Raw genomic sequence first — 14,415 nt, 5'->3', positions numbered from 1 at the left:
CAAGGTTCGGACGCGCACCCACGATTGGCTCAGTGAGCTCGTCGTCGGGGCTACTCCGTGTGTTCTCCCAGTCGCTGGAAGCAACCGGTCAAACGTACCCGCGTCCATGCTTGGGCGTCAAATCCGTGACCCGCTCGATGAGCGGCCGGGTTGATCGCGCTTGGATCTCTGCGGTGGTTCCCACTCTAGCATCCCTTCCGGGGCGCTTCCTCCACCAGGCTTTCCGGCCGCTGTGCGTCCGGGCGAACCCTTCGGAGTGGGAGTCAGCTCGTGGGACCGGCCTACTTGGTGCGGGGCTGTTCGGCCCTGCCGCTTGGTGTCCGTTCCTCCCTCTCGGGCTGACGTCGAGAACATTAGAGGACGATTCGCGGCGAACACAAATCGCCCTGCCCCGGAGACGGGTCCGCCGCCGCCGCACAGCCCCAATTCGGCTGTGCGACAGCGGCGGAGAGTCGCTGAGGAACCTGCTCAGGTGGCGTCGGGACCCGTCAGACGGCCCGCCGCGAGGTTCTTGCGCCCCCTCCGAAGCACCACCACGTCGCCCGGGAGCACGTGCTCGGTCGTCAGGACCATCTCCGGGTCGGTCACCTTGCGGCCGTTGACCGATGCTCCGCCCTCGCCGATGGTTCGACGGGCCGCGTTGCGGGAGTCGACGAGCCCCACGGCCACCAGGGCGTCGACCAGGGACATCCCCACGGCCACCGGTCCCCCGGGCAGCTCGGCCGTGGCGTCGCGCAGCGTGGCGGCATCGAGGCCGGCGAGCTCGCCCTTGCCGAACAGCGCCTCGCTGGCCGCCTGGACCGCCGCCGTGGCCTCGGCCCCGTGCACCAAGGTGGTGACGTCGGCGGCCAGGGTCCGCTGGGCCGCGCGCTTCCACGGCTCCTCGGTGACCTGCCGCTCCAGCGCGGCCACCTCGTCGCGGCCGCGGTCGGTGAACACCCGCAGCAGCGTGCCCACCGAGGCGTCCTCGACGTTGAGCCAGTACTGGTAGAAGGCGTAGGGGCTGGTCATCACGGGGTCGAGCCAGATCGCGTTGCCCGCGCTCTTGCCGAACTTCTCGCCCGAGGAGTCGGTGAGCAGGGGCGTGGTCAACAGGTGCACCGACCGGCCCTCGACCCGGTGGATGAGGTCGGACCCCGCGGTGAGGTTGCCCCACTGGTCGTTGCCCCCGGTCTGCAGCGTGCACCCGTACTGCCGGTACAGCTCGAGGTAGTCGAGCCCCTGCAGGAGCTGGTAGCTGAACTCGGTGTACGAGATCCCCTCGTCGCTGTTCAGCCGGGCTGCGATGGCGTCCTTCTTGACCATCTGGTTGACCCGGAAGTGCTTCCCCACGTCGCGCAGGAAGTCGAGCGCACTCAGTCCGGCGGTCCAGTCGAGGTTGTCGACGAAGACCGCGGGGTTGGCCCCGCCGTCGTCGAGGAAGGGCCGCACCTGCCGTTGGATGTTCGCCACCCACGCGGCCGTCTGCTCCTTGGTCTTGAGGACCCGCTCCGCCGACGGCCGGGGGTCGCCGATCAGGCCCGTCGAGCCGCCGACCAGGCAGATGACCCGGTGCCCGGCCCGTTGCAGGTGCCGCAGCACCACCAGCTGCACCAGGTTGCCGAAGTGCAGGGACGGCGCGGTGGGGTCGAAGCCGCAGTACGCCGTGATCGGGCCCCCCGCGAGTGCCTCACGCAGCGCGGACTCGTCGGTGGTCTGCGCCACCAGTCCCCGCCACTGCAGCTCGTCGAGGATGTCGGTCACGGTGCTGGTCCTTCCCGCTGGGTGCACACCGGCGGCCACCGGCGCCTCCAGCCTGCCATGCAGCACCCCCGGCACGGCGCCGGCACCACCGGATGGGACGACGGTGCCCCGCTGCCACGACGCCGCCGCCCTCCTGCACCGCGACGGTGGACGTGGTGGTCCGCGCGTCGCTGGTGACGCGGGTCGCGACGGCCGAGCACGGCGCGGGGCTGCGCGACCTGATGCAGCGGCTCAGTCCCGTCGGCGCCGCACCGCGGGGCGGTAGACGCTGACGGTGGGCTCGTCCGCCAGCCAGAACCGCCACGGGAAGTCGTCGCCGTCGCCGCCGGGCCCGCTGACCCCCACGCGCGGGCCGGTGCGCACCGCGCCGGTCGGGGGCGGTTCGGCCGGTGGCTCGAGGCGCCCCGGCCCGGCGGGGTCGAGCAGGTCCAGGCCGTTCTCGTCGCGCCCGAAGGCCAAGGTCCTGGCCAGCCGGGCCGGCCCTCGCGCCCAGTCGCGCTCGCGCACGCCGGGCCGCCGCGCGGCCGCCACCTCGTGGCCGGCGACGACCTCGCCCGCGCGCAGCAGGACGGCCGACGCCTGCCCCTCGGGGCCGGTGACGACGTTGGCGCAGAAGTGCATCCCGTACGTGAAGTAGACGTACAGGTGCCCGGCCGGGCCGAACATCACCGCGGTGCGCGGGGTGCGGCCGCGGAAGGCGTGCGAGCCGGGGTCGACCGCACCCGCGTAGGCCTCGACCTCGGTGAGCCGCAGCGTGACCCCGGCGTGGGTCAGGCGCGCGCCGAGCAGCGCGGGCGCGACCTCGAGGACGGGGCCCGCGAGCACGTCGCGCCGGATGCTCACCGGGCCTGCGGAACCGCCGCCGCCCAGCCCCGAGCCCGCCCGACCGCCGCGACGACGCGCTCGAGCTGCTCGGCCACCCGCACCGGTGCGGTACCGCCCTGCCCGGACCGCGAGGCCAGCGACCCCTCCACGGACAGCACCTCGCGCACCCCCGGCGTCAGGTGCTCGCTGACGGCGGCGAGGTCGTCGTCCGAGAGGTCCCAGAGCTCGATGCCGCGCACCTCGCACACCCGCACGCAGGCCCCGGCCACCTCGTGGGCGACCCGGAACGGCACCCCCTGCCGGACCAGCCACTCGGCGATGTCGGTGGCGAGCGAGAACCCCTGGGGGGCCAGGGCCGCCAGCCGGTCGGTGTTGAACACCAGGGTGGCGACCATCCCCGAGAAGGCCGGCAGCAGGACCTCGAGGGTGTCGACCGCGTCGAAGACCGGCTCCTTGTCCTCCTGCAGGTCACGGTTGTACGCCAGCGGCAGGCCCTTGAGCGTGGTCAGCAGCCCGGCCAGGTCACCGACCAGCCGGCCGGCCTTGCCGCGGGCGAGCTCGGCGACGTCGGGGTTCTTCTTCTGCGGCATGATGCTCGACCCGGTCGAGTACGCGTCGTCGAGGGTGACGAACGAGAACTCCTTGGTGGCCCACAGGACGACCTCCTCGGCCAGCCGCGAGACGTCGACCGCGGTCATCGCGCAGACGAAGGAGAACTCGGCCACGAAGTCGCGCGACGCGGTGCCGTCGATGGAGTTCTCGACCGCGCCGGTGAAGCCCAGGTCGGCGGCCACGGCCTCGGGGTCGAGCCCCAGGGAGGAGCCCGCCAGCGCGCCCGAGCCGTACGGCGAGACCGCCGCGCGGGCGTCCCAGTCGCGCAGCCGGTCGACGTCGCGCAGCAGCGCCCATGCGTGGGCCAACAGGTGGTGCGAGAGCAGCACCGGCTGGGCGTGCTGGAGGTGGGTGCGCCCCGGCATCGCCACCCCGAGGTGCTCGCGCGCCTGCGCCACCAGGGCGTCGACCACGTCGAGCACCAGCCCGGCGACGACCCGCGCGTGCTCGCGCAGGTACATCCGGAACAGCGTCGCCACCTGGTCGTTGCGCGAGCGCCCGGCCCGCAGCCGGCCGCCCACGTCGGCGCCGGCGCGCTCGATGAGCCCGCGCTCCAGCGCCGTGTGCACGTCCTCGTCGTCCTCGGCCGGGACGAACGCGCCCGAGGCCACGTCCTGGCGCAGGCGCTCGAGCGCGTCGAGCATGGCCTCGAGGGTCGCGTCGTCGAGCAGCCCGGCGGCGTGCAGCACCCGGGCGTGCGCCCGGGACCCCGCGATGTCGTGGGGAGCCAGGCGCCAGTCGAAGTGCGTCGACTTCGACAGTGCCGCCAGCGCGTCGGCCGGGGCGCCGGTGAAGCGCCCGCCCCAGAGGCTGACGGGGGCGGCGGGGCCGGGAGCGGCGTCGGGCGGGGTCACGGGGTGTCCTTCCGGGTGTACGACAGGAGCCGGGCGACGACCTCGCGGCTGCGCGCGGACCCGGACGTGATGACCATGATGGTGTCGTCGCCGGCGATGGTGCCGAGGACCCCCTCGACGGAGGTGTGGTCGATGGCCGACGCGAGGAAGCTGGCGGCCCCTGGCGGGGTCCGCAGCACGACGAGGTTGGCGGAGTGCTCGGCCGAGACCAGCAGCTCCTGGCAGCGCGACGCCAGCCGCGAGCTGCGCTCGTCGTCGTCGGTGGCGGCCCGCACGGTGCGGTCGCCCCCCTCTCCCGGCACGGCGTAGACGAGCGACTTGCCGACGCGGACGCGCTCGGCGCCCACGTCGACCAGGTCGCGCGAGAGGGTGGCCTGGGTGACCTCGATGCCGTCGGCCGCCAGCAGGTCGAGCAGCTCGGTCTGGCTGCGCACCGGCGTGGCCATCAGGATCTCGACGATGCGCTGGCGCCGGGCGGCCCGCGAGGTCGAGACGGTCATCGCGACCCCTCGGCCTGCTCGAGCAGCCACGCCAGCAGCGCCTTCTGCGCGTGCAGCCGGTTCTCGGCCTCCTGCCACACCAGCGAGCGGGGGCCGTCGATGACCTCGGCGGCCACCTCGAGGCTGCGGTACGCGGGCAGGCAGTGCAGGAAGACGGCGTCGGGGCCGGCCTGCGCCATGAGGGCCTCGTCGACGGAGAACCGCGCGAAGGGGCTCGCCGCGCCCTTGCGCTGGTCGGACTCGGCCTCCTGGCCCATCGACACCCACGTGTCGGTCGCGACCACGTCGGCGCCCCGCACGGCCTCGACGGGGTCGTCGCTGACCAGCACCGAGCCCCCGGTCTCGGCGGCCCGCTGCCGGGCCCGGGCTAGCACGTCGGCGGCGGGCTGGTGCGACGTGGGGGTGCCCACGCGGACGTGCATCCCGGCCGTCGCGCCACCCAGCAGGTAGGAGTGGGCCATGTTGTTGGCCCCGTCGCCGACGTAGGTCAGCGTGCGCCCGGCGAGGTCGCCGAGGGCCTCACGCACGGTCAGCAGGTCGGCCAGGATCTGGCAGGGGTGGTAGTCGTCGGTCAGCGCGTTCACGACCGGGACGCCGGCGAAGGCCGCCATCTCCTCGAGCCGGCTCTGCGCGAAGGTGCGCCACACGATCGCCGCCGACTGCCGCCCGAGCACCCGGGCCACGTCGGCCACCGACTCCCGCTCCCCGACGCCGGCCAGCCGCCCGTCGACCACCATCGGGAAGCCGCCCAGGGCCGAGACCGCACCGACGAACGACACCTGGGTGCGCAGTGTCGGCTTGTCGAAGAGGATCGCGACGGTGCGCGGGCCCTCGAGAGGGCGCTCCGCGAAGGGCGCGGCCTTCAGGGCCGCCGCGCGGTCGAGCACCGCGGCCTGCTCGGCGGGCGTGAGGTCGTCGTCGCGCAGGACGTGGCGCAGGGTCATCGGGTCTCCTCCGTCGCGAGGTCGAGCAGCCCGGGCAGGGCGTCGACGAACAGGTCGAGCTGGTCGGCGGTGACGACCAGCGGCGGGGCGAGCCGGATGGCGTCGGGGGACACCGGGTTGAGGATGAGGCCGGCCTCGCGCCCGTGGGCCGCGACGGCCGCGGCCCAGGGCCCGGCGAGCGTGACGGCCCGCAGCAGCCCACTCCCCCGGATGCCGGTGACGCGCGCGTCACCCAGACCGAGCACGCGCTCCCCGAGGTGCTCCCCCATCGCCCGGACGTGCTCGAGCAGCCCCTCGGACTCGATGGTGTCGAGGACGGCCAGCCCGGCCGCGCACGCCAGGGGGTTGCCGCCGAAGGTCGACCCGTGCTGGCCGGCGCCGAGCATCGCCGAGACGTCGGGGCCGAAGGTCACCAACGCCCCGATGGGCACGCCGCCGCCCAGGCCCTTGGCCAGCGTCATCGCGTCAGGGACCACGCCGGCCTGCTGGAACGCGAACCAGGCGCCGGTGCGCCCCACGCCGGTCTGGATCTCGTCGAGGACCAGCAGCGCGCCGGCCTCGGTGGTCAGCGCCCGGGCGGCCCGCAGGTACTCCGGCGTCGACGGGACGACGCCGCCCTCGCCCTGGATGGGCTCCAGCACCACGGCCGAGGTCGCCGGACCGACCGCCGCCTCGAGGGCCGCGACGTCGCCCCAGGGCACGTGCACGACGCCGGGCAGCAGCGGCTCGAACGGCTCGCGGTAGGCGGCCTTGTGGGTCAGGGCCAGCGCCCCGGTGGTGCGCCCGTGGAAGGCACCCTCGGCGGCGATGATGCCGGTGCGGCCGGTGCGCCGGGCCAGCTTGACCGCCGCCTCGATCGCCTCGGCGCCGGAGTTGCAGAAGAAGACCGCCGACCCCTCGGGGGCGCCGGCGACGGCCAGGATGCGCTCGGCCAGCTGCACCTGCGGGACCGAGGTGTAGAAGTTCGACACGTGCACGAGCTGGCCGGCCTGCTTCGAGACGGCCGCCACCAGCGCGGGGTGGTTGTGGCCGAGGGCGTTGACGGCGATGCCGCCCACGAGGTCGAGGTAGCGCCGGCCGTCGACGTCCCAGACCCAGGCGCCGTCGCCGTGCTCGAGCACCAGCTGCGGGCGGCCGAACACCTGCATCAGCGAGCGCTCGTAGCGGGCCAGCAGGTCGTCGGTGGCGCTCATGTCCCGTCCCCGTCCCGGTCCGGCAGGACCATGGTTCCGATGCCCTCGGAGGTGAACACCTCGAGGAGGAGGCTGTGCGGCTGGCGGCCGTCGACCACGTGGGCCTGCGGTACGCCGGCCTCGACGGCGCGGATGCACGCCTCGAGCTTGGGGATCATCCCGGCGTCGACCCGGGTCAGCAGCTCGCGGGCGGCGCTCAGGCGCAGCTGCGACAGGAGCGAGCCGCGGTCGGGCCAGTTCGCGTAGACGCCCTCGACGTCGGTGAGCACCACCAGCTTGCGGGCGCCCAGGGCCACGGCGAGCGCGGCGGCCGCGGTGTCGGCGTTGACGTTGAGCACCTGGCCCTCGTGGTCGAGGTCGGGGGCGACCGTCGAGACCACCGGCACGCGGCCGGCGTCCAGCAGGTCGATCACCGCACCCGGGTCGACCTGCACCACGTCGCCCACCAGGCCGAGGTCGTGCTCCTCGCCGTCGACCGTGACGCCACGCCGGCGCGCCCCGAACAGCCCGGCGTCCTCGCCCGAGAGCCCGACGGCCACCGGCCCGTGCTGGTTGAGCAGCCCGACGAGCTCGCGCCCGACCTGGCCGGTGAGCACCATCCGGACGACGTCCATGACCTCGGGGGTCGTGACGCGCAGGCCGCCGCGGAACTCCGACTCGAGGCCGAGGCGGTCGAGCATCCCCTTGATCTGCGGGCCACCGCCGTGGACGACCACCGGCCGCAGCCCCGCGTACCGCAGGAACGCGACGTCCTGGGCGAAGGCGGCCTTGAGGGCGTCGTCGGTCATGGCGTTGCCGCCGTACTTGACGACGACGAGGGCGCCGCGGAAGCGCTCGAGCCACGGCAGGGCCTCGACCAGGGTGGCGGCCTTGCTCTGGGCGACGCGCAGCGCGGCGGCGTCGATGGCCCCGCGGAGCGCCTGCTGCTGCGGGGCCGTCAGGGGGACCTCGGGGCCGGTCGAGAGCGTGCTCACGTCGAGTACGCCGAGTTCTCGTGGACGTAGTCGTGCGTGAGGTCGTTCGTCCACACGGTCACCCCGGCATCGCCGGCGTGCAGCTCGACCACGACGTGCACCTCGCGCGCCGACAGGTCGACCAGCGTGCGGTCCTCGCCCACGCCTCCCGCCCGGCAGACCTGGACGCCGTTCATGGTGACGTCGAGGGTGGAGGGGTCGAAGGCCGCGGCAGTGGTGCCGACGGCGGCCAGCACCCGGCCCCAGTTGGGGTCGCCGCCGAAGACGGCGCACTTGAAGAGGTTGTTGCGGGCGACGGCTCGCGCCACCTCGAGCGCGTCGGCCTCGGAGGCCGCCGAGCGCACCTCGACGGCGATGTCGTGGTGGGCGCCCTCAGCGTCGGCGACCAGGGCGCGGGCCAGCTCGGCGCACACGGCGGTGACCGCCTCGGCCAGGTCGTCGTCGGCCACCGCCACCCCGGAGGCACCGGAGGTCAGCAGCACGACGGTGTCGTTGGTGGACATGCAGCCGTCGGAGTCGACCCGGTCGAAGGTGGTGCGGGTGGCGGCGCGCAGGGCCCGGTCGAGCTGCCCGGCGTCGGCCACGGCGTCGGTGGTGACCACGACCAGCATCGTCGCCAGCGCGGGCGCGAGCATCCCCGCGCCCTTGGCCATGCCGCCGACCGCCCAGCCGTCGCGCCGCGCCTCGGCGGTCTTGGGGCGGGTGTCGGTGGTCATGATCGCCTCGGCGGCGGCCGGGCCCCCGTCGGCGGCGAGACCGGCCGCCGCGGCGTCGACCCCCGCCAGCAGCCGGTCCATGGGCAGGCGCTCGCCGATCAGGCCGGTCGAGCACACCACGACGTCACCGGCGGCGACGCCCAGAACGCCGGCGACGTGCTCGGCCGTGCGGTGGGTGTCCTGGAAGCCCGGGGCCCCGGTGCAGGCGTTGGCGCCGCCGCTGTTGAGGACCACGGCGTCGGCGCGCCCGTCGGCCACGACGGTGCGAGACCAGGTGACCGGGGCCGCCTCGACCCGGTTGGCCGTGAAGACGGCCGCCGCGTGGTGGTCGGGCCCGTCGTTGACGACGAGGGCGACGTCGGGCCGGCCGGAGGCCTTGAGGCCCGCGACGACCCCGCTGGCCCGGAAGCCCCGGGGGGTGGTGACCGACATCAGCGACCTCCGGTGGGGACGAGGGACGAGGGGACGGGACCCGACCGGCTCACGGGGCGACCCCCGCCAGCGGCAGCCCCGTGGTCTCGGGCAGCCCGAGCGCGAGGTTGAGGCACTGCACGGCAGCGCCGGCCGTGCCCTTCGTGAGGTTGTCGACGGCGGCCACGACCACGGCCCGTCCGACCCGCTCGTCGAGCGCGACCTGGAGGTGCACACAGTTGCTGCCCAGGACGCTGCCGGTGCTCGGCCAGCGCCCCTCGGGCAGCAGGTGCACGAACGGCTCGTCGGCGTAGGCCGTGGCCCAGGCGGCGCGCAGGGCCTGCGGGTCGAGCCCGGCGTCGGTCACGCGAGCGGTGCAGGTGGCCAGGATGCCGCGGGGCATCGGCGCCAGGGTGGGGGTGAACGACACCTCGACCTCGGGGCCGCCCACCTCCTGGAGGTTCTGCTCGATCTCCGGCGTGTGCCGGTGCACCCCGCCGACGCCGTAGGGCGACATGGCGCCCATCACCTCGGAGCCGAGCAGGTGGGCCTTGGCCGCCTTGCCGGCGCCGCTGGTGCCGGAGGCCGCCACGACCACGACGTCGCGCGGCTCGAGCAAGCCGGCGGCCAGCCCGGGGGCCAGGGCCAGCGAGACGGCCGTCGGGTAGCAGCCGGGGACGGCGATGCGCCGGGCGCCGCGGAGCCGGGCCCGTTGCCTGCCGTCGGCGGTCGGCAGCTCGGGCATCCCGTAGGGCCACGAACCCGCCCACGGGGTGTCGTAGTAGGCCTCCCAGCTCCACTGGCTCCGTAGCCGGAAGTCGGCGCCACAGTCGACCACGACGACCTCCTCGCCGAGCTGCGCGGCCAGCGCGGCCGAGTGCCCGTGCGGCAGCGCCAGGACGACGGCGTCGTGCCCGGCCAGGACCGCCGCCGTGGTCTCCTCGAGCACCCGGTCGGCCAGCGGCGTCAGGTGCGGATGCACCGCTCCGAGCGGCTGGCCGGCATTGGCCGAGGCCGTGACAGCGCCCACCTCCAGCCCGGGATGGGCCAGCAGCAGCCGCAGCACCTCTCCCCCGGCGTACCCACTCGCTCCGGCGACGGCGACCCGCATCATGTGCATGACTATACAGAAGTCTCTATCTCCATGCACGCGCCGCCCGGGTCGGCGCACCGACGCCCGTCAGGCCAGCGGGTCGTCCGGGCGCAGCACCAGGTCGAGCATCCGCTCCCCCGGCTCGAGCCCGCGCTCGGCCAGGGCCCGCAGCGAGGCCGGGGTGTCGACCCCCGCGCGGACGAACCGGCCCGAGAAGGCGTCGAGCTCCCCGGAGGCCAGCGCCAGCACGAGCGCCGTCACCTCTTCGGGCGAGGTCCACTCGGTGCGCCCCGCGTGCGCCGTCATCCCGTCGGTCATCTCGGTGCGCACGACGCCCGGCATCAGGTCGAAGGCCCGCAGACCCCGGTCCCAGCCGGCCAGGTGCGTCGAGCCGGTGACCCGGGCCAATGCCGTCTTGCTGACGTTGTAGGCGCTCGCCTCGGCGCCGGCGCGCCGCCCGGCCCCGGAGTTGAGGTTGACGATGCGGCCGCCCCCGGCCGCGAGCATCGTCGGCGCGACGAGCCACGTCATCAGGTAGCTGCCCAGGACGTTGACCTCGACGGTGCGCCACCAGTCGTCGGGGTCGGAGGCCAGGAGGTCGACCTCGGCGTCGAGGACCCCCGCACTGTTCACCAGGAGGTCGATGCGCCCCTGCCGCTCGACGACCTCGTCGACCCAGGCCGTCAGGGCCGCGCGGTCGGTGACGGGGGCCACCGTCGACGACCCGCGCTCGACGACCCAGCCGGCGTCCTCGAGCGCCATCGCGACCGCCCGCCCGATGCCGCGCGAGGCACCGGTGACGACGGCGACGGGACGACCGCCGCGGCCGGCCTCCTCGTCGGTGTCGGGCTCGGGGGTCACGTCGCCGTCGTCGTCGACCGGCTCGTCGATGACGTCGCTCACGCGCGCTGGACCGCCCCGTGCGCAGCCCCGGCGGCGGCCACCGCCCCGTCCCGCAACCGCGAGACCTCCTCGGTCGTGAGCGTCCGCTCGCGGGAGCGGAAGGTGAGCCGGTAGGCCAGGGACCTGCGCCCGTCGCCCACCTGGTCACCCTCGTAGACGTCGAAGAGCTGCACCGACTCGAGCAGCTCGCCGCCGCCGGAGACCAGCGCCTCGCGCACGGCCGCGGCCGGCACCGCCCGGTCGACGACGAGCGCGACGTCGCTCTGGGCCATCGGGTAGGTGGCCAGGGTGGTGGCCCGCACGGTGTGGTCGGCGGCCGCGGTGAGGACGTCGAGGTCGAGCTCGCCGCCCACCGTCCGGGCCGGCAGGCCGAGCGCGGCCACGACCTTGGGGTGCAGTTCGCCGACGTGGCCGAGGGCGGTCCCGTCGGCCAGCGCCACGCGGGCGCACCGGCCGGGGTGCCAGGGCATCACGGCGTCGGCGGTGACGACCAGGTCGACCGCCAGCGCCTGCCCGAGGGCGTCGACGAGCTCGACGACGTCGGCGACGTCGGCCCGCCGCCCGGAGCCCCACCAGCCGGCGCGGTCGCGGTCGCCGGCCAGCAGCATCGCGAGGTGACGGGGCTGGGGCGGCACCGCGGCGCGGATGGTGGCCAGGACGTCGTCGGCGGGCCGCAGCCCGACGTCGACGGTGGGCGCGACCTGCTGGGGACCCGCGAGCGCGGTGACCAGGCCCTCCTCGAAGAGGGCCACGTCCTTGGCGCCGCGCGAGACGTTGCGCCGCACCGCCTCGACCAGGGTCGCGACGAGGCTGGTCCGCATGAACGGCTCCTCGTCCGAGAGCGGGTTCGCGATGCGCACGGTGCGCGCCGTCTCGGCGTCGACGTCGAGACCGAGCGCGGCGAGCCGGTCGGCCCCGACGAACGGGTCGCTCCAGACCTCCGAGAGGCCCTGGGCCGCCAGCAGGTCGCCGACGACACGGCGGACCCGCTGGGCGTGGGTCAGCCCCGCGCCGCCGGGCGGCGTCGGCAGCACCGACGGGATGCGCTCGTACCCGTGGATGCGCGCGACCTCCTCGACCAGGTCCTCGGCGGTGGTGAGGTCGGGGCGCCACGTGGGCGGCTCGACGGTGAGCACGTCGCCGTCGGCCCGCACCCGACAGCCGATCTGCTCGAGGATGCCGGTGACGCGCTCGGCGGGGTACTCGATGCCGACGATGCGCGAGGGGAACCCGAGCGCCATCGTGATGGGCTCGGGCGCCGCGGGGGTGCCGAGGTCGGTGACCCCGGCGTCGGCGGTGCCCCCGCCGTAGCGGACGAGCAGGTCGACCGCCAGCTGGGCCGCGGCCGGCGCGAGCGCCGTGTCGACGCCGCGCTCGAAACGGCGGGAGGCCTCCGAGGGCAACCGGTGCCGGCGCGCGGAGCGGGCGATGGACACGGCGTCGAAGTGGGCCGCCTCGATGAGCACGTTGGTGGTCGTGGGGCCGATCTCGGTCGACTCACCGCCCATGACGCCCGCGATGTTGATGGGCACGTCGCGGCCGTCGACGATGAGCAGGTCCTCCGGGTCGAGGGTGCGCTCGACGTCGTCGAGGGTCCGCAGGGTCTCGCCGCGGCGGGCGCGGCGCACGCCGACCGCGCCGTGCAGGCGGTCGAGGTCGAAGGCGTGCAGGGGCTGGCCGAGGCCGAGCATCACGTAGTTCGTCACGTCGACGGCCAGCGAGATGGGGCGCATGCCGGCCTCGACGAGGCGGGCCGTGAGCCAGGCCGGGCTGGGGGCCGCGACGTCGACGCCGCGCACCACGCGGGTGACGTAGCGGTCGCAGCCCACCCGCCCGCGGATCGGCGCGTCGTCCGACAGCGTCACGGGGAAGCCGTCGGCGGTGCCCGCCGGGGCCGCGGCCGCCAGGGCGAGCGCGGGGTCGGTGAAGGCCGCCCCGGTGGCGTGGCCGTACTCGCGGGCCACGCCGCGCACCGAGAAGCAGTAGCCGCGGTCGGGGGTGACGTTGACCTCGACGGTCTCGCGGTCGAGCCCGAGGATCGCGATGGCGTCGGCCCCGGGGACGCAGCGGGCCAGGGTCTCGTCGTCGCCCGCGAAGCGGCGGGTGAGCACGATGATGCCGTCGTGGTCGTCACCGAGGCCGAGCTCGCGCTCGGAGCAGATCATCCCGGCCGAGACGTGGCCGTAGGTCTTGCGGGCCGACACCGCGAGCGGCCCCTGGGGGGTGGGCAGCACGCCGCCGGGCAGGATGACGGGGACGAGGTCGCCCTCGACGAAGTTGTGGGCGCCGCAGACGATGCCCTGGGGCTCGCCGGTGCCGTTGGCGTCGCCGACGTCGACCTGGCACCAGTTGATGGTCCTGCCGTTCTTCTGCGGCTCCTTGACCAGCGACAGGACCCGGCCGACCACGAGCGGGCCGGTCACCCCGCCGCCGTGCAGGCCCTCCTCCTCGAGGCCGACCGCCACCAGAGCGGCGGCGACGTCGACGCCCGTGGCGTCCGGGGGCACCGCGACGTACTCGCGCAGCCAGTCGAGCGGAACCCGCATCAGATCTCCATCCCGAACTGTGCGTCGAAGCGCACGTCACCCTCGATCATGTCGCGCATGTCGCTGACCCCGGTGCGGAACATCAGCGCCCGGTCCACGCCCATCCCGAACGCGAACCCGGTGTAGCGGTCGGGGTCCACGCCGCAGGCGGTCAGCACGTTGCGGTTGACCATCCCGCAGCCGCCCCACTCGATCCAGCCGGTGCCCTTGCAGGTGCGGCAGTCGGGGTCCTCGCCGCGGCAGACGAAGCAGCGCAGGTCCATCTCGGCGCTGGGCTCGGTGAACGGGAAGTACGACGGGCGCAGCCGGGTCGTGATGCCCTCACCGAACAGCTCGGCCGCGAGGCGGTCGAGGGTGCCCTTGAGGTGCGCCATGGTGATGCCCTCGTCGACCGCCAGGCCCTCGACCTGGTGGAAGGCCGGCATGTGGGTGGCGTCGAGCTCGTCGGTGCGGAACACCCGCCCGATGGCCGCGACGTAGACCGGCACCCCGCGCTCGAGCAGGGTGCGGGCCTGCACCGGCGAGGTGTGCGTGCGCAGGACGAGGCCGCCGTCGGGCGGGTCGACGTAGAACGTGTCCTGCATCTGGCGCGCCGGGTGGTCGACGTCGAAGTTGAGGGCGTCGAAGTTGAACCACTCGGCCTCGATCTCGGGGCCCTCGGCGATCTCCCAGCCCATGCCCACGAAGAGGTCGGCGATGCGCCGGCTCATCAGCTCGATGGGGTGGCGCCGCCCGAGCGGGCGGCGGCCCGGGGGCAGGGTGACGTCGACGGCCTCCTCGGTGAGGATGCGCTCGTCGCGCTCGGCCTCGAGCTCGGCCTGGCGCGCGGCGAAGGCCTGCGACACCCGGCCGCGGGCCTGCCCGACCCGCTTGCCGGCCTCGGCCTTGGCACTGGGGGGCAGCGCACCGATCTCGCGGTTGGCGAGCGCCAGCGGGCTGCGGTCGCCCTGGTGGGCACCGCGCGCGGCCTTGAGCTCGTCGAGGGTGCTGGCCGCCGAGGCAGCCGCGAGGGCGTCGTCGACGGCTGCCTCGACCGCCTGGGGGTCGAGCACGGCGACCTCCACGGGGTCGTAGCTGGTGTTGGGTCCGGACATGACTTCC

12 protein-coding genes are annotated in these 14,415 nt (G+C 74.8%); all 12 read right to left on the bottom strand.

What is annotated here, in order from left to right; genetic code table 11:
• Positions 1 to 468 precede the first annotated feature (468 nt).
• Positions 469 to 1,743, bottom strand: a complete 1,275-nt coding sequence (gene tyrS / locus ATL31_RS15735; RefSeq protein WP_101396890.1) for a tyrosine--tRNA ligase — start codon at positions 1,741 to 1,743, stop codon at positions 469 to 471.
• Between the two features lie 231 nt (positions 1,744 to 1,974).
• A complete protein-coding gene (locus tag ATL31_RS15730; protein WP_425440343.1) occupies positions 1,975 to 2,580 on the bottom strand; it encodes a DNA-3-methyladenine glycosylase in 606 nt (201 codons plus the stop codon).
• Positions 2,581 to 2,582: 2 nt separating this feature from the next.
• Positions 2,583 to 4,034: an argininosuccinate lyase gene (gene argH, locus ATL31_RS15725; RefSeq protein WP_101396886.1), complete on the bottom strand. Its 1,452-nt coding sequence runs from the start codon at positions 4,032 to 4,034 to the stop codon at positions 2,583 to 2,585.
• Complete coding sequence (locus ATL31_RS15720; RefSeq protein ID WP_101396884.1) at positions 4,031 to 4,534, bottom strand: arginine repressor; 504 nt, start codon at positions 4,532 to 4,534, stop codon at positions 4,031 to 4,033. The genes argH and ATL31_RS15720 overlap by 4 nt, the downstream gene beginning before the upstream one ends.
• Positions 4,531 to 5,478: an ornithine carbamoyltransferase gene (gene argF / locus ATL31_RS15715; protein ID WP_101396882.1), complete on the bottom strand. Its 948-nt coding sequence runs from the start codon at positions 5,476 to 5,478 to the stop codon at positions 4,531 to 4,533. The genes ATL31_RS15720 and argF overlap by 4 nt, the downstream gene beginning before the upstream one ends.
• Positions 5,475 to 6,671, bottom strand: coding sequence for an acetylornithine transaminase (locus ATL31_RS15710; protein WP_101396880.1), 1,197 nt, complete (start codon positions 6,669 to 6,671; stop codon positions 5,475 to 5,477). The genes argF and ATL31_RS15710 overlap by 4 nt, the downstream gene beginning before the upstream one ends.
• Positions 6,668 to 7,576 (bottom strand): acetylglutamate kinase, encoded by a 909-nt coding sequence (argB, locus tag ATL31_RS15705; RefSeq protein ID WP_245862793.1) that lies wholly within the window; start codon positions 7,574 to 7,576, stop codon positions 6,668 to 6,670. The genes ATL31_RS15710 and argB overlap by 4 nt, the downstream gene beginning before the upstream one ends.
• A 65-nt stretch (positions 7,577 to 7,641) precedes the next feature.
• Entirely contained in the window at positions 7,642 to 8,793 is a 1,152-nt protein-coding gene (argJ, locus tag ATL31_RS15700) for a bifunctional glutamate N-acetyltransferase/amino-acid acetyltransferase ArgJ (protein WP_101396878.1), read from the bottom strand.
• A 49-nt stretch (positions 8,794 to 8,842) separates the two neighbouring features.
• Positions 8,843 to 9,886 (bottom strand): N-acetyl-gamma-glutamyl-phosphate reductase, encoded by a 1,044-nt coding sequence (argC, locus tag ATL31_RS15695; RefSeq protein WP_101396876.1) that lies wholly within the window; start codon positions 9,884 to 9,886, stop codon positions 8,843 to 8,845.
• Between the two features lie 66 nt (positions 9,887 to 9,952).
• Complete coding sequence (locus ATL31_RS15690; protein ID WP_245862555.1) at positions 9,953 to 10,768, bottom strand: SDR family oxidoreductase; 816 nt, start codon at positions 10,766 to 10,768, stop codon at positions 9,953 to 9,955.
• Positions 10,765 to 13,314, bottom strand: a complete 2,550-nt coding sequence (gene pheT / locus ATL31_RS15685; protein WP_101396874.1) for a phenylalanine--tRNA ligase subunit beta — start codon at positions 13,312 to 13,314, stop codon at positions 10,765 to 10,767. Before pheT ends, ATL31_RS15690 begins: the two co-directional genes overlap by 4 nt.
• Positions 13,314 to 14,408 carry a phenylalanine--tRNA ligase subunit alpha gene (gene pheS, locus ATL31_RS15680; RefSeq protein WP_101396872.1) on the bottom strand — a complete coding sequence of 365 codons (1,095 nt, stop codon included), beginning with the start codon at positions 14,406 to 14,408 and terminating at the stop codon, positions 13,314 to 13,316. The genes pheT and pheS overlap by 1 nt, the downstream gene beginning before the upstream one ends.
• Between the last annotated feature and the right edge of the window lie 7 nt (positions 14,409 to 14,415).

This window comes from Phycicoccus duodecadis (genome assembly GCF_002846495.1).
In the GTDB taxonomy this organism is placed as follows: domain Bacteria; phylum Actinomycetota; class Actinomycetes; order Actinomycetales; family Dermatophilaceae; genus Phycicoccus; species Phycicoccus duodecadis.
This window is presented reverse-complemented; position numbering and strand designations above follow the sequence as displayed.